Raw genomic sequence first — 17,756 nt, forward strand, 5'->3', positions numbered from 1 at the left:
GGACTCATAATCCGTCGGTCGTCGGTTCAAGCCCGACACGCCCCACCACGTTTCCTCAATGGCGTGGCCTGGTTGTCCTGGTTCGCGCTTCGACGTGCTCACCGCGACCGCCTCGCGTCATCTCCCGTCCACGGGATCGTCCTGCTCTCCGTCACGATGCTCGAGATCGAGCACCGTCACCGTCTTCGGGACGTGCAAGGGACGATCGGACGTCCGCAGGACGAGCGCAGGGATGCCCGGATGCTGCTCCAGACGCTTCAACAGGTCGGAGACCTCGAGGTTCGCGTACCGGTCGTGGGAGTCGCGGACCTCGGTTCGCTTGCCGAAGAGTGCGTCGGCCTCGTCGAGGAGCAGCACCGCTCCGCTGCGTTCGGCCGCGTCGAACACGGCATTCAGGTTCTTCTCGGTCTCGCCGATCCACTTCGAGACCACCTGCGCGAGGTCGATCGTCTGCAGATCCTCGCCGAGTCCCGCCGCCCGCAGGTGCGCCCTCGAAGACGTCCGGGACCCACCGACGGTCACGATCACGCGGGCACCATCCCCGACATCCAGCACCTCACGGAGCCTGGTGGCGAACGCCGCGGGATCGTTGTGCGGCCCCATCGGGCTGACGGTGAACCCACCGTGGTCCCCCGGAAACACGACGGGCTCCACCCCGAGCTCCCTGGCCAGTGCTTCTCCGCCGCGGCGGGCGAGAGTGCCCTCCCCCTCGGCACCGATCGCGGGAACGATGCGCACCGTCGATGCTCGCAGTGCATCGAGGTCGGGCAGGAAGGGCGGGATGGCCAGGTTGCGGCTGAGCAGCGGGTCGTCGCGCGAGCCGTCGTCCTCGGTGGGGAGACCGAACATGGCGGGGTCCGGCGCCGGCCGATCGAGGTAGTCGTCGGGGAGCGGGCCCGTGTGCATGACGAGCGCGATGAACTTCGCCAGTGCCGGGCCGTGCCCGTCACGCTGGTAGGTCGCGAGGATGTCGTCGGTGACTCGGGCAGCCATGGCCGAGTCCTCGAGGATCGTGGACAGCGGAGGTTCGTGCGCGACCAGCGTGCGGACGTCACCGGGGAAGGCGACCACCCAGTGCAGGGCGAAGGCGGCTCCGCCACTGGACCCGAACACGTCGACCGGGCCCAGGCCGCTGGCCTCGACGACCCGGTGCATGTCCTCACCGTGGAGCTCGCCGGTGACGGTGCCGTCCGCGGCCAGCGTGCTGCGCTCGGCGCCGCGGGGGTCATAGGTGATGACCGCGCGGTCGGTGAAGTGGCCCACGAGGTTTTCGAAGCCGGATGCCGCCATCGGCGAACCGACGATGAACAGCGGACGGTGCCCGCTCGGCGCCGCTGGCTGATGGATGTCGTAGGTCAGGACCGCTCCGGGAACCTGGAGTGTGTGAGTGCTGACGTCGGTCATCAGGAACGTCCTTCCACGGTGCTCGACCCCGGCCGGGTGAGGGAGTCAAGGTAGCGACAAGTCCGTGCGCGGTCCACCGTCTGTGCCTCTTCCCGGGGGGCTGACGAGCAGTTCGACGTGTGATCTGCGTTGGGTCGTGCGTGCCGGCCCTCGGGACGGGAGGACAATGGAGCCATGACCGGACTCCGATCGATGGGTGCCGTCGACGCCATCTGGCTCGCCATGGACAGCCCGGACAACCTCATGGTGATCGACTCGGTGATGATGCTCGAGGGACCGGTCGACTGGGAGCGCCTGGCGTCCGTCGTCCAGCGTCGGCTGGTCGACCGGTACCCGGTGTTCACGCAGCGGGTCGTCGAGGCGTCGACGCCCCTCGGGATGCCCCACTGGGAGAACGTGGAGGACTTCGCCCTCGCTGCGCACCTGCACCACGTCGAGCTGCCCGCACCCGCCGACGACGCCGCCGTGCAGGCGTTCATCGAGGCGAGGATGGCCGAGCCGCTGCCTCGCGACCGGCCCCTGTGGGACTTCTACCTCGTCGACGGGCACGAGGACGGTGCCGTCGTCGTGGCCCGCTTCCACCACGCGCTGGCCGACGGCATCGCCCTGGCCCAGGTGCTGCTGTCCCTCACCGACGAGACCGAGACCGGGGACCTCGAGGATGCCGGGCAGTCACCACCGGTCGCGGCCTCGCCGCCGCGCCACGCGGGTGGGCTGCTCGACCTACCCGGCCGTCTGACGCGCGACGTCGCCTCGGGGGTGCGCTCGGCCTTGCACCTGTTCGGCGAGATCCCCGCGGCCCTCAACCCGGCACACGCCATCGAGGCCATGACGGTCGCGCGACAGACCGCGCAGATCGCCGACAAGCTCCTCCTCTCGCACGAGCCGCAGTCCCCCGTCAGCGGCGACCCGGGCATCGCCAAGCGGGCGGTCTGGTCGCGGCCGCGGTCCCTCGTGGACGTCAAGCTCGTCGGTCGGGCGACCGGGGCCACCGTCAACGACATCCTCATCGGCGCGGTGTCCGGGGCCATCGCCACCTACGTGGACACGCACGGCGGCGACCCCGAAGACCTCACGACGATGGTTCCGGTCAACCTGCGCGACCTGCGCGAGCCCCTGCCCCGTGAGCTGGGCAACAAGTTCGCCCTCGTGATGCTCCCGCTGCCCACGGGCCGGCTGGCACCCCTCCAACGGCTGGCCGAGGCCAAGTCGCGGATGGACACGATCAAGCACTCGCCCGAGGCCGTGCTCACCTTCGGCCTGATCAACGCCATCGGCCGCACGAACACCGAGATCGCCAAGCAGGCCATCGACTTCTTCGCCGCCAAGGCCATCGGCGTCACGACCAACGTCGCCGGCCCGATGACCGGGCGCTACCTCGCCGGGACCCGCATCACGAGCATCCTCGGGTGGGTACCCGGCTCGGGCCGGCACACCCTGGGCGTGTGCATCTTCAGCTACGACGGCGTCGTGCGGGTCGGCTTCAAGGCGGATGCCGGTGTCGTCACCGAACCCTCCGGCCTGGTCGACGCGTTCGACGAGGAGATGGACACCCTCGTCCGACTCGCCGCCGCCGTCTGACGGTCCCGAAACCACCAGGAGGTCGCCATGCCCACCGACACCGCCAGCGCCACGGTCGTCGTCGATGCACCGCTCGAGGAGGTGCTCGCGACGATCCGTGACGTGGACGGCATCCCCGGGTGGGTGAGCGACATCATCGAGGCGGAGGTCCTGACGACCACCGAGGACGGGATGCCGCTCACCGCCCGGTTCGCGGCCTCCACCCCCGTGGGCACCGACCGCTACACCCTCGCCTACGAGCACTCCCCCGACGGCCTCAGCTGGCACCTCGTGGAGGGTCGCCTGCAGACCGCCCAGGACGCGACCTACACCCTCGTCCCGGTCGACGACGCGCACACCGAGGTCACCTTCACCCTGACCATCAGCCACCCGCTGCCCCTTCCGGGGTTCATCAGGAGCCGGACCATCAAGGGCCTCGTGGCGAACAACACCGGTGGCCTGAAGCAGCACCTCGCGCCCTGAGCCGGTCAGTCGGCGTCAAGCACCTCGCGGAGCTTGGCGGCGAAGGCCGCGGGGTCGTTGTTCGGCCCCATCGGGCTCACCGTGAACCCGCCGTGCGGTCGCCGAAGTGCGCGACCAACTGCTCGAACCCGGATGCCGCCATCGGCGACCCGAGGACGAACAGCGGGCGCTGCCCCCTCACGGCATCCGGACGACGGATGTCGTAGGTGGGCAGCGCCCCAGGAACGCGCACGGTTCGTGTCCCGATGGTGCTCATGGCTGCCCCCTACGGTGGTGCGTGACCACCTGGGCCCCGCACCACCGTAGGGGAACCGACCGACACCTCAACCCTTGACGCAGAGCAGCGTCGTGAGCCGGGCAACCACCTCGACGAGGTCGGACTGTGCTGCGATGACACCCTCGAGGTCCTTGTAGGCCCCTGGGATCTCATCGAGCACACCGGCGTCCTTGCGGCACTCGACACCGAGGGTCTGCGCGTCGAGGTCCTCGAGCGTGAAGTGCCGCTTGGCCGCGGTGCGCGACATCCGGCGCCCGGCACCGTGGCTGGCCGAGCAGAAGGATGCCGTGTTGCCGAGTCCGCGCACGACGTACGACCCGGTGCCCATCGACCCCGGGATCAGGCCCAGCGACCCGGCCCCGGCGAAGATCGCACCCTTGCGGGTCACGACGAGGTCGACACCGTCGTACGTCTCCTGCGAGACGTAGTTGTGGTGGCAGCGCACGGCATCCGCGAAGGTGACGTGCGGGAACGTCTCACTGACGACGCGCCGCAGGGTCACCATCATCGCCTCGCGGTTGAGCATCGCGTACTCCTGCGCCCAGTACAGGTCGCGCAGGTAGGCAGCCATCTCGGGGGTCCCGTCGAGGAAGACCGCGAGGTCACGGTCCGGCAGGCCGAGGTTGTGCTCCATGCCCTTGGCGGTGTTGATGTGCCGCTCGGCGATCTCCTTGCCGATGTTGCGCGACCCCGAGTGCAGCATGAGCCACACGGCGCCGTGGTCGTCAGCGGTGAGCTCGACGAAGTGGTTGCCCCCGCCCAGGGTGCCGACCTGAGCGGCGGCACGACCCTCGCGGTCTGCGACCCCCGCGTGGAGACCACCGAACCGAGCGAACAGACCGCCGAACGTCCGCGACAGGGCGCGGTCGGTGGACAGCACCGGTGCGCTGCCGTCGTGCGCGGTGAACCCCGTGGGGATCACCGCCTCGATGGCGGACCGCAGCGGCCCGAGGTCGTCGGGCAGGTCCTCGACGGTGAGCGACGTCTTCACCGCGTGCATGCCGCAGCCGATGTCGACGCCGACCGCGGCCGGGCTCACTGCCTGACGCATGGCGACGACCGAGCCGACGGTCGCCCCCTTGCCGAGGTGCACGTCGGGCATGACGCGAACACCGTGCACCCACGGCAGAGCCGCGATGTTGCGCAGCTGGTTCAGCGCAGCCGGCTCCACCTCGTGCTCGTGGGCCCACATCAGGGTGAGCGCGGTGGCGCCGCGAAGCTCGACGGGGAGCCCAGCGGCCGGGGACATCTCGGCGTCAGGGGCGATGTTCATCTCGTGAATCCTCTCGTCTTGGTCAATGTCTGATCGACGTCCTGGTCGATGTCTGGGTGGTGGTGATCGTGAAGGTGGAGCCCCCGGCGCGAGTCGAACGCGCGGCATCCCGATTCGTAGTCGGGCCCTCTTCCAGCTGAGGTACGGGGGCGCATCGCCGTCGAGACGACGAAGGGCCGCTCCGGTCACGGAGCGGCCCTTCGCTGCAACAGCGGTGGTGACTGGGGTCAGTCGTCACCTTGGAAGGGTCGCTTCGGACGGAAGCCTTGACGCGCGCCGGGTCGCAGCACGTCAGCGCCGAGCAGCGCGGCGCTGCCCTGCTGTCGGTACTGGTTCGCTGGCATGTCTGCGGTGTCCTTCAGGTGGTCGCGGGTGCGTCAGACGAGGATGGCGCATGGCAGCGTCGGGGCGCCACTGGTTTTCGGCTCAGCGAGGCATGGCAGGGCAAGCACGAGGTGCACAAGGGAAGAAATGCCTTGCGAACCTCGGGCTTCACCCATGGGGAGGAAAAGTCAGCGCGGGGGGTGGGTCAGCTGTCGAAGCCGATGCCGACGGCATCCATGGCCCGCAACCACAGGTTGCGCCGGCCGGTGCGGTCCTCGGCGGCCAGGCTCGCCCGGGTGGCCCGCACCCCGACGTACCGGAAGGGTTCGGGCGGGAAGGGCAGCGGCTTCTTGCGCACCATCTCCAGAGCCGTCACCTCGGTGTCCCGGCCGTCGACCAGGTCGAGCGCCACCTGCGCCCCGAAGCGGGTCGACGCGACGCCGAGCCCCGTGTAGCCCACGGCGTAGGCAAGCCGCCCACCCAGTGCCGTGCCGAACACCGGGGTGAACCGGGTCGTCGTGTCGATGACCCCGGCCCATCGGTGCGTGAAGCGCAGCCCCTGCAACTGGGGGAAGATCTCGAAGAAGTGCCGCGCGAGCAGGTCGTGCGACGACGACTGCTCCAGGCGCGGGTCGATCCGCCCCGGGAAGTGGTAGTTCGCGTCGTACCCACCGAAGAGCACCCGGTCATCCAGGGTGCGCCGGTAGTAGTGGAACTGGTTGCCCGCATCGGTGAGCCCTTCGCGCCCGTGCCAGCCCACGGCATCCAGCTGCGCCGGTGACAGCGGTTCGGTCATGAGCACGTGGTCGTAGACGGGAAGCGTGTAGTGCGCCAGTCGCTTCAGCGGGCCGCGGAAGGCCCCGGTGCCGAGCACGACCCGGTCGGCGCGCACGCTTCCCCACTCGGTGCGCACCGTGACGCCGGCGATGTCGGCGTCGAACCCGGTCACCGAGGTGTCCTCGTGCAGCCGGACCCCGAGCCGCTCGGCCGCGTCGGCCAGACCCCACACCAGCCGCGCCGGGTCGACCAGGCCCACCGTCGGGTCGAGGAAGCCCGACAGGTAGCGGGGCGAGTTGACGCGGGCGCGCGCCTCAGCGGCATCAAGGAGGGTGACCGGGATGCCGTGTGCCCGGTGGAGCTCGTAGCCCTCACGAACCGTGCCCACCTGGTGCTCTGTCAGGGCCATCGTGATCTCGCCGGGTACGTGGAAGTCGGCGTCGATGCCGTGCCGGGTGAGGCTGTCAGCCAGGTCGGTCATGTTCTGCGCCCCGAGGCGTTCGAGGGTCTCGATCTCCTCGGGCCAGCAGGCCAGCCCCTGCGCCAGGCCGTGGGTCAGCGAGGGCGAGACGAAACCGCCGTTTCGACCCGAGGCCGCCACGCCGAACCGGCCGCGCTCGAGCAGCACGACCTCGCGCGAGGGGTTGTCCTCCTTGGCCTGGACGGCAGCCCACAGGCCGGTGAAGCCGCCGCCGACGATGACCAGGTCGGCCCGGTGGCCCGAACCGGTGAGCGCTGCGCGCGGCGCCGGCCGCTCGGGTCGGTCGGTCCAGAAGACATCGGGAGTCGCATCGGCGAGGGAGGCACGCACGGCCGCCGGGTCGGTCGTCATGGCGCCATCATGCCGCGCCGGGGCGCCCGCGCCGCGACCCGTCATCCGGATGCCGTGCGACCATCTCCCGTATGCCGCCGCGCCTGCTCAGCCCCGACGTCACCACCGCCTCCCTCACCCACGAGGCGTTGCCGGCCGACGACGTGCTCCACGGGTCGCCGACCGCTGCCGTCCTGACGCTCGACGCACTCCCCACCTGCGAGGTCGGGCTGTGGGAGATGACGCGAGGTTCCGCTCGTGACACCGAGGTCGACGAGGTGTTCGTCGTGGTCTCGGGTCGCGGCACGGTGACCTTCGCGGACGGTGAGCGACTCGACCTCGCGCCGGGGGTCGCGGTGCGGTTGCGCGCCGGAGAACGCACCGAGTGGACGATCACCGAGACCCTGCGAAAGGTCTGGATCGCCTGAGCGCACGGCGTCGAAATTGCTTGACGCGTAAAGGTCTCGGTTCGGTAGCGATTGGGCTGATCGTCCGAATCTCGGCTGTGACCACGCGCACACCCGCGCATCAGTCGCAAGGTTCTCTGCATGACAGAGCCACAGGTCGTCCGCGACAGCGCCCCGAAGCAGCCCCTCGTCGTCATGGAGGGTGTCAACAAACACTTCGGAGCGCTCCACGTCCTCAAGGACATCAACCTCACCGTCGGCAAGGGCGAGGTCGTCATCCTCATCGGCCCCTCCGGGTCGGGGAAGTCGACGCTGTGCCGCACGATCAACCGGCTCGAGACCTACGAGTCCGGCTCGATCACCATCGACGGCAAGAAGCTGCCCGAGGAGGGCAAGGCGCTTGCCGACCTGCGCGCCGACGTCGGCATGGTGTTCCAGTCCTTCAACCTCTTCGCGCACAAGACGATCCTCGAGAACGTCACGCTCGGGCCGATCAAGGTCCGCAAGATGAACAAGGCTGACGCCGACAAGCGGGCCATGGAGCTTCTCGAGCGGGTCGGCATCGCCCACCAGGCGGGGAAGTATCCCGCCCAGCTCTCGGGTGGTCAGCAGCAGCGTGTCGCCATCGCGCGCTCCCTGGCGATGGACCCCAAGGTCATGCTCTTCGACGAGCCCACCTCCGCCCTTGACCCCGAGATGATCAACGAGGTCCTCGACGTCATGGTCGAGCTCGCCAACAGCGGCATGACCATGGTCGTCGTGACGCACGAGATGGGCTTCGCGCGCAAGGTCGCCGACCGGGTCGTCTTCCTCGCGGACGGCCAGATCGTCGAGATGGCCACGCCCGAGGAGTTCTTCACCAACCCCAAGAGCGAGCGCGCCAAGGACTTCCTCGGCAAGATCCTCACCCACTGACCTTCCTCCAGCACCACCGTTTCAGTCCCCAACAAGTAAGGAATCACCCCATGACGACACGACGGATCAGCATGGTCGCCGCGGCGGCCGTCCTGGCCCTGGGCCTCAGCGCCTGCGGCTCGGACGACGGCGGCTCGGACGGCGGGGCCGACGGCGGTTCCGGTCTGAAGATCGGCATCAAGTTCGACCAGCCCGGACTCGGCCTGAAGGTCGGCGACCAGTACACCGGTCTCGACGTCGACGTCGCCAAGTACGTCGCCAAGGAGCTCGGCACCGCCGAGGGCGACATCACCTTCGTCCAGTCCCCGAGTGCGCAGCGCGAGACGCTCATCTCCAGCGGCCAGGTCGACCTGATCTTCGCGACCTACTCCATCACCGACGCCCGCAAGGAGAAGATCTCCTTCGGTGGTCCGTACTTCATCGCCGGTCAGGACCTGCTGGTTCGCGCCGATGACACCTCCATCACCGGCCCGGACACCCTCGACGGCAAGAAGCTGTGCTCGGTGACCGGCTCGACCTCGGCCCAGAAGGTCAAGGACAAGGTCGCCGGGGTCAACCTGGTCGAGTTCGGCACCTACTCCGAGTGCCTGGCGGCGCTGCTCGGCGGTGGCGTTGACGCGCTCACCACCGACGACACCATCCTCGCCGGCTACGCCGCGCAGGAAGCCAACAAGGGCAAGCTCAAGGTCGTCGGCGCCCCGTTCTCCGAGGAGCGCTACGGCGTCGGCCTCAAGAAGGGCGACGTCGCCCTGTGCGAGAAGGTCAACGCGGCCCTGAAGAAGATGGTCGAGGACGGCTCGTGGCAGAAGGCCGTGGACGCCAACCTCGGCCCGGCCGGGTACAAGGCGCCTGCGGGCAACCCCCCCACCCCCGACGCCTGCTCCTGATCGACTCGTCGGACGTGTGCCGCCCGCTTCCCCGGGAGCGGGCGGCACACCCCGTCGCACCATGAAAGGTGAGTGATGCTCGAGACTCTCAGCAACTACGACGTGGCAGCCGCCGTCTGGGTGACCATCCAACTGTCAGTGCTGTCCGCGATCGGAGCGCTGATCATCGGCACCATCGTGGCCGTGCTGCGCGTGTCGCCCGTGGCCGTGCTCCGCGGGATCGGCACCAGCTACGTCAACATCTTCCGCAACACACCACTCACGGTGCTGCTCACCCTGTGTGTGCTCGGGCTCTCACTCCTCGTGGGGCTGCAACTCTCCCAGGACCTCTCCAAGGACGCCTTCCGCTGGGCTGTCGTCGGCCTCTCCGCGTACCACGCCGCATTCGTCTGTGAGGCGATCCGCAGCGGCGTCAACACGGTGCCGGCCGGTCAGGCCGAGGCGGCCCGCTCCATCGGGTTGACCTTCACCCAGTCGCTGCGAGAGGTCCTCCTGCCGCAGGCCTTCCGGGGGTCCATCGCCCCGCTGGGGTCGGTGCTCATCGCCCTCATCAAGAACACCACGGTCGCGGCCGTCGTCGGTGTCGCTGACACGGCCAAGCTGCTCGCGACCATCACCGAGAACGAGGGTGCCCAGCTGGGGGTCTTCTTCGTCATCGCCATGATCTTCGTCGTCCTGACCCTGCCCATCGGGGTGCTGGCGACCAGCCTCAGCCAGCGCCTGGCGGTGAGGCGATGAGCACGCAGAACGTCCTGTTCGACGCCCCGGGCCCGAAGGCCCGCCAACGGCACGCCATCCTCACCGGCGTGGGTGTGCTGCTCGCCGGCGCCGTCCTCTACGTGATCCTGGGACGCCTCGCCGACGCGGGTCAGCTCGACGCTGCCAAGTGGAAGCCGTTCGTCACCGATTCGTCGTTGTGGGTCGACTACCTGATCCCCGGGCTCATCGGCACCCTGAAGGCAGCCATCCTGTCGGTCATCTTCGCCGGCATCTTCGGCCTGATCTTCGGCATGGGCCGCCTCTCGCACATCAAGGCCATCCGCTACGTCAGTGGTGCGGTCGTCGAGTTCTTCCGCTCGGTGCCCGTGCTGATGATGATGATCTTCCTGTACTTCGGCTACTTCGCGACGAGCACGATCGTGCCGAGCAGCCAGGGCCCGCTGGCCGCGGTGGTCCTCGCCCTGACGCTGTACAACGGCTCGGTCATCGCCGAGCTCGTGCGCTCCGGCGTGCACTCGCTGCCCAAGGGGCAGTCGGAGGCGGGCCTGTCGATCGGGCTCACCCCGTCGCAGACCCTGCGCACGATCCAGCTGCCGCAGGCGCTGACGGCGATGCTGCCGGCCCTGATCAGCCAGTTCGTCGTCGTGCTGAAGGACTCCGCCCTCGGCACCGCCATCACGTACCAGGAGCTGCTGACGTGGTCGAAGACCGCTGGCTCCGCGTACGCCAACACGGTGCCGGCCCTGATCGTGTGTGCTGCCCTGTTCATCGCGATCAACTACGGCCTGACCCGTGTGGCCACCTGGGTGGAACGCCGGCTCAACCGCCGCGGCACCACCGCGGGGCCCGTCACCACAGTGGCGCCCACGATGATCCAGGGGCAGGGCGAGCCCGGCGGGCCGGCCGCCCACGGCAGCCGCATCATCGGCGCCGGGATCGAGTCGGCGGAGGAAGCGGCATCCGACTTCGTCCAGTCCGCACGCGAGCGTCGCAAGGGCCACGGCGACGACACCTGAGCCCGACCATGCAGAACGGCCCCACTCCGCCAAGGAGTGGGGCCGTTCGCGTGCTCCCCCGGTTGGACTCGAACCAACAACCTGCCGATTAACAGTCGGCTGCTCTGCCAATTGAGCTACAGGGGAAAGGCCACCACGGGATCGCCGCGGTAGCGCTCGCACACCCTAGCAAAGGTCATGAGCAGCGACGAAAACGGCCCGAAATCAGTCGAGTCCGACCTGCTCGCGCACTCTTCGCAGCCCGTCGGAGACCTGCTCGGCCACACCGGGATCCGCGCTGCGCACACCCGGGCCGAGGACCGCCTGACTGAGCAGCGCACCGGTGGCGAGGTCCTTGCGGACCACGACCTTGGCGGTCCGCCGGCCCCCGAGATCGAGGGTCTCGGCGAGCACGACCGAGGCCTGGACGCGCTCTCGCAGGGTCTCGGGGAACATCCCGAGCTCGGTGAGCTGGAAACGCGTCGGTCGTTGCCCGTCGACCCAGGTGATCTTGAGGATGCCGTCCTCACCACCCCACGACCCGGCGTCGACCAGGTGCCACGGACGCGACAGCGTCACCCGCGCGCCTTCGGGGTCCGGCGCCACGGCATACAGCCGGTGGCGCCCGGCTACCACGGTGGCTCCGGTGCCCACGTCATGGGCCCAGGCCAGCAGCTTCTCGCCACCTGCGGGGTCGATGGCCTCGGCGGCCTCGGCGGGCACCGCGGGACGGCGCAGGCCGCTCCACTCGAGCCTCATGACGTGTTCGCCTCTCGCAGGGCGACGCGGTCGAGTTCGAGACGGTGCAAGGCCATGGAGCGCTCCTGGAGATCAGCGGGATCAGCATCTGGGTCGTTCTGCAGTCGGCGCACCGACGCCATGGCGTCGGCGATGCGACGGCCGAGGTGGGCGTCTCTGACACCGGCGACGAGCGAGTTGAGGTAGCGCTGCGGCGGCAGCCCCGTCGACGGGTCGAACTTCGTGGGCAGCGGAGCCACCGACAACTGCGCGACGAAGCCACGCACCCCCAGGGCGCAGGTATCGGTCACGGCGGTCACCCACGCCATCGTCGACGCTCGGCGGGCAGCGTGGCCGGCGATGCGGATGCCGTCGAACACCGCCCGGTGGACCGGGGCGGTGAACGCGTCGGGGACGAGCACATCGATGTCGGCGTCGGTGAACTGCTGGGGGTACTGGATGAGGGCCTGGAGCAGCTGCCGTTCGGTGAGGACCACCGGATCGCGCAGGTCGGGGGCCGGGAGCTGCGCGAGCTCGAACGGACCGGGCTCGAGGACCTCGTCGGTGCTGGCCGGTCGGGGCTGCCGGTCGGCGCTGTCGTCGTGCTTGAGCCGGCCCGCCTTCTTGACCTCGGCCGCCAGCTGTTCGACCTCGATGCCGAGCCAGCCGGACACCGTGCGGGTGTACTCGGGCCGCAGGCTGGTGTCGCGGATGGACCCGACGATCGGGGCCACTGCCTTCATCGCCTGAACACGACCCTCGGCGGTCTCGAGGTCGAAGCGGCGAATCGTCGTGCGGACGGCGAACTCGAACATCGGAACGGCGTCATCGACGAGAGCGCGCACCGACGCGTCACCCTTGGCCAGACGAAGCTCACACGGGTCCATGCCGTCCGGTGCCACGGCGACGAACGACTGCGCGGCCCACCGCTGGTCCTCCGCGAAGGCCCGCATGGCCGCCTTCTGACCAGCGGCATCCCCGTCGAAGGTGAACACCACGCGAGCCTGTGGGCCGTCGGTCTCGTCGCGCATGATGCGGCGAAGGATCTTGATGTGGTCGATGCCGAACGACGTCCCGCACGTGGCGACCGCGCCCTCGACGCCGGACAGGTGCGCCGCCATGACGTCGGTGTAGCCCTCGACCACCACGGCGAGGCGCTGAGTGGAGATCGCCTTCTTGGCGGCATCCAGGCCGTAGAGCACCTGGGACTTCTTGTAGATCGGCGTCTCGGACGTGTTCAGGTACTTGGCCGCGATGCGGTCGTCGTCGAGGACGCGCCGGGCGCCGAAGCCCACGGTGTCGCCGGTGGTGTCCCTGATCGGCCAGACCAGCCGCCCCCGAAAGCGGTCGTAGAGCCCGCGACTGCCGCGGCCGGTCAGGCCACCGGTGACGATCTCGTCCTCGGTGAAGCCGCGCCCGCGAAGGTGACGCGTGAGCGCCTCACCGCTGCGCGGGGCGAACCCGATGCCGAAGCGCTCCGCGGACGCGCCATCGAAGCCGCGCTCGCGCAGGAAGTCACGACCGGGTCGGGCCTCCGGGGTGGTGCGGTCCTGGAGGACCTCGGCGTAGAACTCCTGGGCGACCCGGTGCGCCTCGATCAACCGCGAGCGCTTGCCGAGCGAGACCCCACCGTCGCGGGGGCCGCCGCCCTCCTCGTAGCGCAGCTCGAAGCCGATCTTGCTGGCGAGCCGTTCGATGGACTCGGTGAAGGTGAGGTGCTCGACCTTCTGGACGAAGGAGATGACGTCACCGCCCTCACCGCACCCGAAGCAGTGGTAGCTACCGACCGCGGGTCGAACCGTGAAACTCGGTGACTTCTCGTCGTGGAAGGGGCACAACCCCTTCAGCGAGCCGACCCCGGCAGGACGCAGCGTCACGTGGTCCCGGATGACGTCCTCGATGGACGTGCGCTCCTTGACCGCCGCGATGTCTTCTGCCCTGATCCGACCCGCCACGAACCATCCTTTCCGGTGTGCCGTGAGTCTAGGTCGTCACACCGACTCGTCAGATCACTTGCTGGCCTGGCGCTCGTCGGTGCGGAAGGTGCCGAAGCATGTGTTGGGAACAGTTCTACGGCGTGTCGCGACACCACCTGCGGTGCAGGGTGAGAGCCCGGACGTCGGTGAGGGAGGCAACCTGGTCGACGAGCACTCGCAGCGCCGCCCCCTCATCGGCCGCGGCCTCCCAGTCGCCACGCAGGTCCGGGTCCAGCCGGTGGGGATCGTGCTCGTAGGCCGCGACCAGACCCGCGATGACGTCCCGCTGGCGCGCGTAGAGGGCCACCCGTTCGGCAGCGTGCATGACGAAGTGTGCCGCTACGGCCTTGAGAACGGCGCACTCGGCCCGAGCAGCGCGGGGGACGACGAGCCGCCCGGTGTGCCGGGTCAGTGGCTGCGGGCCGTGCTCGGCCCGGGTGGCCTGCTCGACGGCGGTCACGAACCGTCCGATGAGGTGTGAGGTCATGTCCTTCAGGGCTGCCAGGGCCGGGCGCGACCCGTCGTACGCAGACGGCACGGCGCCGGTGGCGAGGAGGCGTTCCAGGGCCGCACCGAGTTCGTCCGGCGACAGGTCGGGCTCGTAGATCTCCCCCGCGACGGCCAGCACCGCGTCGACGTCACTGGGGTCGCGCAGCCTCTGTGGGTCCAGCCACCCGGAGGCGATGGCGTCCTCCACGTCGTGCACGGAGTACGCCACGTCGTCGGACCAGTCCATCACCTCGGCCTCGGCGGACCGGCGACCGGGCTGCACACCCTCGCGGAACCACTCGAAGACGTCCAGGTCGTCGTCGTAGACCCCGAACTTGACGGTGGGCCTCGGGCCGGCACCCCGCCGCCACGGGTACTTCGTCGTGGCGTCGAGGCTGGCCCGCGTGAGGTTCAGCCCCGCCGAGCGGCCGTCGGGCCGGGTGCGTTTGGCTTCGAGCCGCGTGAGCAGCCGCAGGGTCTGCGCGTTGCCCTCGAAACCGCCGATCCCGGCCGCCACGGCATCCAACGCCGTTTCGCCGTTGTGCCCGAACGGGGGGTGCCCGAGGTCGTGGGCCAGGCACGCGGTGTCGACGACGTCGGCGTTGCAGCCGAGAGCGGCGCCGAACTCGCGGCCGATCTGGGCGACCTCGAGCGAGTGCGTCAACCTGTTGCGGACGAAGTCGTCGCTGCCGGGGGTGACCACCTGGGTCTTCGCCGACAGCCGACGCAGGCTGGCGGAGTGCAGGAGTCGGGCCCGGTCGCGGGCGAAGTCATCGCGGTCCGCACGCTTGAAGGCCGGGTCCTCGGCGACCCAACGCTCCCGGTCGCGGCCGGTGTACGTCACGACGTGGAGCCTACGGCGGCTGGAGTCACTCAGCGGGGTGGGCGCTGTCGCCACCCTCACCTGCTGCGGCTGCTGCTCCGGCTGCGGCGGCCCTCGCGACCCAGGACGGTGTTGTGCCATAGCGCTGCATCTTGATCATCTGCCCAGCGGCGCAGTCGGCGACCAGCTGGGTCATCCGCGAGTCGCGGGTCTTCTCCTGCTTGGCGGTCATGACCCAGTTGACGGCGAGCTTGCGGTAGCTGTTGGTGGCAGCGCCCCAAAAGGCGTTGGCCACCACGTCGGCCTCGAGCATGGCTGCATAGGCGGGGGTCAGGTCGAGCTCGCGTGTCTCGTAGGCGTAGACGCCGGAACGGTCCTCGCGGCGAAGGGCGAAGGCGGCCAGCCCTGCCGGTTGCATCCGGCCTGCCTCGGTGAGCTCGGCCACCGCGGCGATGTTGATGGCCGACCAGTTGCTGCCCTTCTTGCGCGGCGTCCAGCGCTGGCGACGGGTGTGCTCGTCGATGCCCTGCGCCATGCTGTCGATCCACCCCCAGCACAGCGCCTCGCGCACCGCCTCGGCCCACTGGAGCCCGGCATCCGGGTGGTGCTTGCGGTAGAACCCCATCCACAGCTCGGTGTCGGTGGCGTGGTGCCTCTCCAGCCACCGACCGAACTCGGCGGCGTCGGCGAAGAACAGTGCCGGCCGCTCGGGTGTGCCTCCCGGCGTCCCGATCTGATCAGTCATGCGCGCGACGATAGCGATGCCCCCTGACGGCCGGGCATGATGCCGCCTCATGCCCGGCCGGCGTGCACGAAAGTGGTGCCATGACCCCTCGCAGGGGTCCCCTTCGACGTCGACCCACCCTGCGCGAAGCGTCACTCGCCCCCGTCCCGCAGCCCGTCGGTCGCGCCTTCGGTCGACGGCGACGTACTCCCCCTCATGGCCCAGGCGCCCGTCAACCTCGACGACGACGTTCCACTCCTCGTACTCCACGTCCCGTCGCACCGCCCCGTCACGCACCTGCAGTTCACCCCGCGGCAACCCGTGAGGCTCTTCCACCCGCTTCACGTACGACACCTCCATGACGCTCTCCGCGCCCCGGCCGACCACGCCCAGGGCAACCCGGAGAATCACGCGGTGAGGATGCCGGGGGCACCCTTCCAGCGCGTGCGCGAGTTCGTCTGCGGTGGTCTTGCGCAGCTGCACCCATCGAGCAGCACGGTCTGCGTCGCGCTGGTGACGGGCAGCCCCTTCCTCGTCACCACCTCCACCACCGGACAAGCGCGGAAGCGGGTCCCGGTGAGCCGCCTGATCCTGCGACCCCTGGGAACCGCGATGGTGATCACGGGCGGCGGTTTGGCCGCCACCCCGTGCAGGTACTCCGCCGAACGCAGACTCAGCGCACACCCTTCTCCCCCGCGCAGGACCGCCGCGTGTGCCCGGCCGAGCCAGGACAGCTCCCCGGTCTGGGCCTGGTAGATGCCCCGTCCCAATCGCCGCCACCGCTTGGTGGACACCCGCCAGCCCAGCCCGCGTGCACGAAAGTGGTGCCATGACCCCACCTTCGTGCAGTGAGGCCTGGGTGCTGGCCTCCCGCCCGTGGGGGGTCAGCCGCCGGAGACGCTCAGCTCGGCCTGCGCCACCTGAGCGGCCTGGGCCTCGTCGAGCTCGCGCGAGCGCAGCCAGTTCTCCGGCAGGGCCACCACCCGCGGCGACCCGGCCCGACCCCGCTGGCCCTCGGCCGCATCCCCGGGCCAGGGGACGTCGAGGTCCATGGTGCCGATGAGGTCGTCGAGCGCCTGGAGGCTGTCGACGAGAGCCAACTGGTGGCGCACGGTCGACCCCGCCGGGAAGCCCTTGAGGTACCAGGCGATGTGCTTGCGGATGTCGCGGCAGGCCCGCTGCTCGTCGCCGTCGTAGAAGTCCACGAGGTACTCGGTGTGCCGCCGTAGGGTCGCCGTCACCTCGCGCAGGCCCGGGCGCACCCGGACCTGCGACCCGGCGAAGGCAGCCGCGAGATCGGCGAACAGCCACGGCCGCCCCAGGCAGCCACGGCCGACGACGACGCCGTCGCACCCGGTCTGGCGCACCATCTCGAGAGCGTCCTCGGCCGACCAGATGTCGCCGTTGCCGAGCACGGGGATCGAGGTCACGGCCTCCTTGAGCCGGGCGATGGCCGACCAGTCGGCCTGCCCCGAGTACGCCTGGGATGCCGTTCGCCCATGGAGAGCGACCGCCGCCACCCCTTCGGCCTCGGCGATCCGCCCGGCCTCGAGGTAGGTGATGTGCTCGGCGTCGATCCCGACCCTCATCTTCACGGTGACCGGCACCGAGTACGGCGACGCCTCACGCACGACGGCCGCGACGATCGACCTGAACAGCTCGGTCTTCCACGGCAGGGCCGCCCCGCCACCCTTGCGGGTGACCTTGGGCACCGGGCACCCGAAGTTGAGGTCGATGTGGTCGGCCCGGTCCTCGGTGACGAGCATGCGGGCAGCCAGCCCCGCGGTCACCGGGTCGACGGAGTACAGCTGCACCGACCGCGGGTGCTCCTGCGGGTCGTGGGAGATCAGCCGCATCGACTCCGTGCTGCGCTCGACGAGCGCACGGGAGGTGACCATCTCGCTGACGTACAGGCTGGTGGCACCCGACACGCCCCCGGCCGCCAGACCCACGCTGCCGGATTCGCGGCACAGGCGCCGGAAGGCCCGGTTGGTGATGCCCGCCATCGGTGCGAGCACCACCGGCGACTCGATGACGTGCCGCCCGATGTGCAACGGCGGCAGGACGGCGGTGGTGGCAGACATGGTGATCCCAGTGTGACCGAGGGTGCCCGGGCCACCCAAAATGCCGGTCAGATCGAACCGGGCACCGTCCTGGAGGCCGAGCCGGAGCG

General features: G+C 69.8%; 16 protein-coding genes and 2 tRNA genes. 7 read left to right on the forward strand and 11 right to left on the reverse strand.

Features of this window, described 5'->3' with window-relative positions:
- Window positions 1-117: 117 nt before the first annotated feature.
- Window positions 118-1,404: an alpha/beta fold hydrolase gene (locus PLL68_RS07505; RefSeq protein WP_324533133.1), complete on the reverse strand. Its 1,287-nt coding sequence runs from the start codon at window positions 1,402-1,404 to the stop codon at window positions 118-120.
- Window positions 1,405-1,578: 174 nt separating this feature from the next.
- On the opposite strand from PLL68_RS07505, the gene PLL68_RS07510 reads away from it, so the two are divergent.
- Both PLL68_RS07510 and PLL68_RS07515 read left to right on the forward strand, forming a co-directional pair.
- Complete coding sequence (locus PLL68_RS07510) at window positions 1,579-2,985, forward strand: wax ester/triacylglycerol synthase family O-acyltransferase (RefSeq protein ID WP_324533135.1); 1,407 nt, start codon at window positions 1,579-1,581, stop codon at window positions 2,983-2,985.
- Window positions 2,986-3,012: 27 nt separating this feature from the next.
- Entirely contained in the window at window positions 3,013-3,447 is a 435-nt protein-coding gene (locus PLL68_RS07515; protein WP_324533137.1) for an SRPBCC family protein, read from the forward strand.
- 76 nt (window positions 3,448-3,523) lie between these two features.
- Here PLL68_RS07515 and PLL68_RS07520 read toward each other — a convergent pair whose 3' ends face one another.
- The 4 genes from PLL68_RS07520 to PLL68_RS07535 all read right to left on the reverse strand — a co-directional run bounded on the left by PLL68_RS07520 (window position 3,524) and on the right by PLL68_RS07535 (window position 6,930).
- Window positions 3,524-3,703 (reverse strand): hypothetical protein, encoded by a 180-nt coding sequence (locus tag PLL68_RS07520; protein WP_324533139.1) that lies wholly within the window; start codon window positions 3,701-3,703, stop codon window positions 3,524-3,526.
- 67 nt (window positions 3,704-3,770) lie between these two features.
- The gene (locus tag PLL68_RS07525) at window positions 3,771-4,997 is read right to left on the reverse strand and encodes an RtcB family protein (protein ID WP_486659074.1); all 1,227 of its coding nucleotides are present in this window, start codon (window positions 4,995-4,997) and stop codon (window positions 3,771-3,773) included.
- Window positions 4,998-5,072: 75 nt separating this feature from the next.
- A tRNA-Arg gene (locus tag PLL68_RS07530) sits at window positions 5,073-5,148 on the reverse strand.
- 378 nt (window positions 5,149-5,526) lie between these two features.
- Window positions 5,527-6,930 (reverse strand): NAD(P)/FAD-dependent oxidoreductase, encoded by a 1,404-nt coding sequence (locus tag PLL68_RS07535; RefSeq protein WP_324533141.1) that lies wholly within the window; start codon window positions 6,928-6,930, stop codon window positions 5,527-5,529.
- Between the two features lie 71 nt (window positions 6,931-7,001).
- Between PLL68_RS07535 and PLL68_RS07540 the strand changes: the two genes are divergently transcribed.
- The 5 genes from PLL68_RS07540 to PLL68_RS07560 all read left to right on the forward strand — a co-directional run bounded on the left by PLL68_RS07540 (window position 7,002) and on the right by PLL68_RS07560 (window position 10,854).
- Complete coding sequence (locus PLL68_RS07540; RefSeq protein WP_324533143.1) at window positions 7,002-7,337, forward strand: cupin domain-containing protein; 336 nt, start codon at window positions 7,002-7,004, stop codon at window positions 7,335-7,337.
- A 120-nt stretch (window positions 7,338-7,457) separates the two neighbouring features.
- The gene (locus tag PLL68_RS07545; RefSeq protein ID WP_324533146.1) at window positions 7,458-8,231 is read left to right on the forward strand and encodes an amino acid ABC transporter ATP-binding protein; all 774 of its coding nucleotides are present in this window, start codon (window positions 7,458-7,460) and stop codon (window positions 8,229-8,231) included.
- A 50-nt stretch (window positions 8,232-8,281) separates the two neighbouring features.
- Complete coding sequence (locus tag PLL68_RS07550; protein WP_324533148.1) at window positions 8,282-9,118, forward strand: glutamate ABC transporter substrate-binding protein; 837 nt, start codon at window positions 8,282-8,284, stop codon at window positions 9,116-9,118.
- A 75-nt stretch (window positions 9,119-9,193) separates the two neighbouring features.
- Window positions 9,194-9,856 (forward strand): amino acid ABC transporter permease, encoded by a 663-nt coding sequence (locus tag PLL68_RS07555; RefSeq protein WP_324533151.1) that lies wholly within the window; start codon window positions 9,194-9,196, stop codon window positions 9,854-9,856.
- Window positions 9,853-10,854: an amino acid ABC transporter permease gene (locus PLL68_RS07560; protein WP_324533153.1), complete on the forward strand. Its 1,002-nt coding sequence runs from the start codon at window positions 9,853-9,855 to the stop codon at window positions 10,852-10,854. Before PLL68_RS07555 ends, PLL68_RS07560 begins: the two co-directional genes overlap by 4 nt.
- A 53-nt stretch (window positions 10,855-10,907) precedes the next feature.
- On the opposite strand, the gene PLL68_RS07565 is transcribed toward PLL68_RS07560, so the two are convergent.
- The 6 genes from PLL68_RS07565 to dusB form a co-directional block, all read right to left on the reverse strand.
- Window positions 10,908-10,980 (reverse strand) — tRNA-Asn (locus PLL68_RS07565).
- Window positions 10,981-11,058: 78 nt separating this feature from the next.
- Window positions 11,059-11,592: a hypothetical protein gene (locus tag PLL68_RS07570; RefSeq protein ID WP_324533155.1), complete on the reverse strand. Its 534-nt coding sequence runs from the start codon at window positions 11,590-11,592 to the stop codon at window positions 11,059-11,061.
- Entirely contained in the window at window positions 11,589-13,526 is a 1,938-nt protein-coding gene (gene dnaG / locus PLL68_RS07575; RefSeq protein ID WP_324533157.1) for a DNA primase, read from the reverse strand. The genes PLL68_RS07570 and dnaG overlap by 4 nt, the downstream gene beginning before the upstream one ends.
- A gap of 115 nt (window positions 13,527-13,641) precedes the next feature.
- On the reverse strand, window positions 13,642-14,880 hold the full coding sequence (locus PLL68_RS07580) for a deoxyguanosinetriphosphate triphosphohydrolase (protein ID WP_324533159.1): 1,239 nt from the start codon (window positions 14,878-14,880) through the stop codon (window positions 13,642-13,644).
- 25 nt (window positions 14,881-14,905) lie between these two features.
- Complete coding sequence (locus tag PLL68_RS07585) at window positions 14,906-15,604, reverse strand: YdeI/OmpD-associated family protein (RefSeq protein WP_159898718.1); 699 nt, start codon at window positions 15,602-15,604, stop codon at window positions 14,906-14,908.
- Between the two features lie 863 nt (window positions 15,605-16,467).
- Window positions 16,468-17,667, reverse strand: coding sequence for a tRNA dihydrouridine synthase DusB (gene dusB / locus PLL68_RS07590; RefSeq protein ID WP_324533161.1), 1,200 nt, complete (start codon window positions 17,665-17,667; stop codon window positions 16,468-16,470).
- Window positions 17,668-17,756 lie beyond the last annotated feature (89 nt).

Origin of the sequence: Ornithinibacter sp. (genome assembly GCF_035443565.1) — a bacterium.
In the GTDB taxonomy this organism is placed as follows: domain Bacteria; phylum Actinomycetota; class Actinomycetes; order Actinomycetales; family Dermatophilaceae; genus Fodinibacter.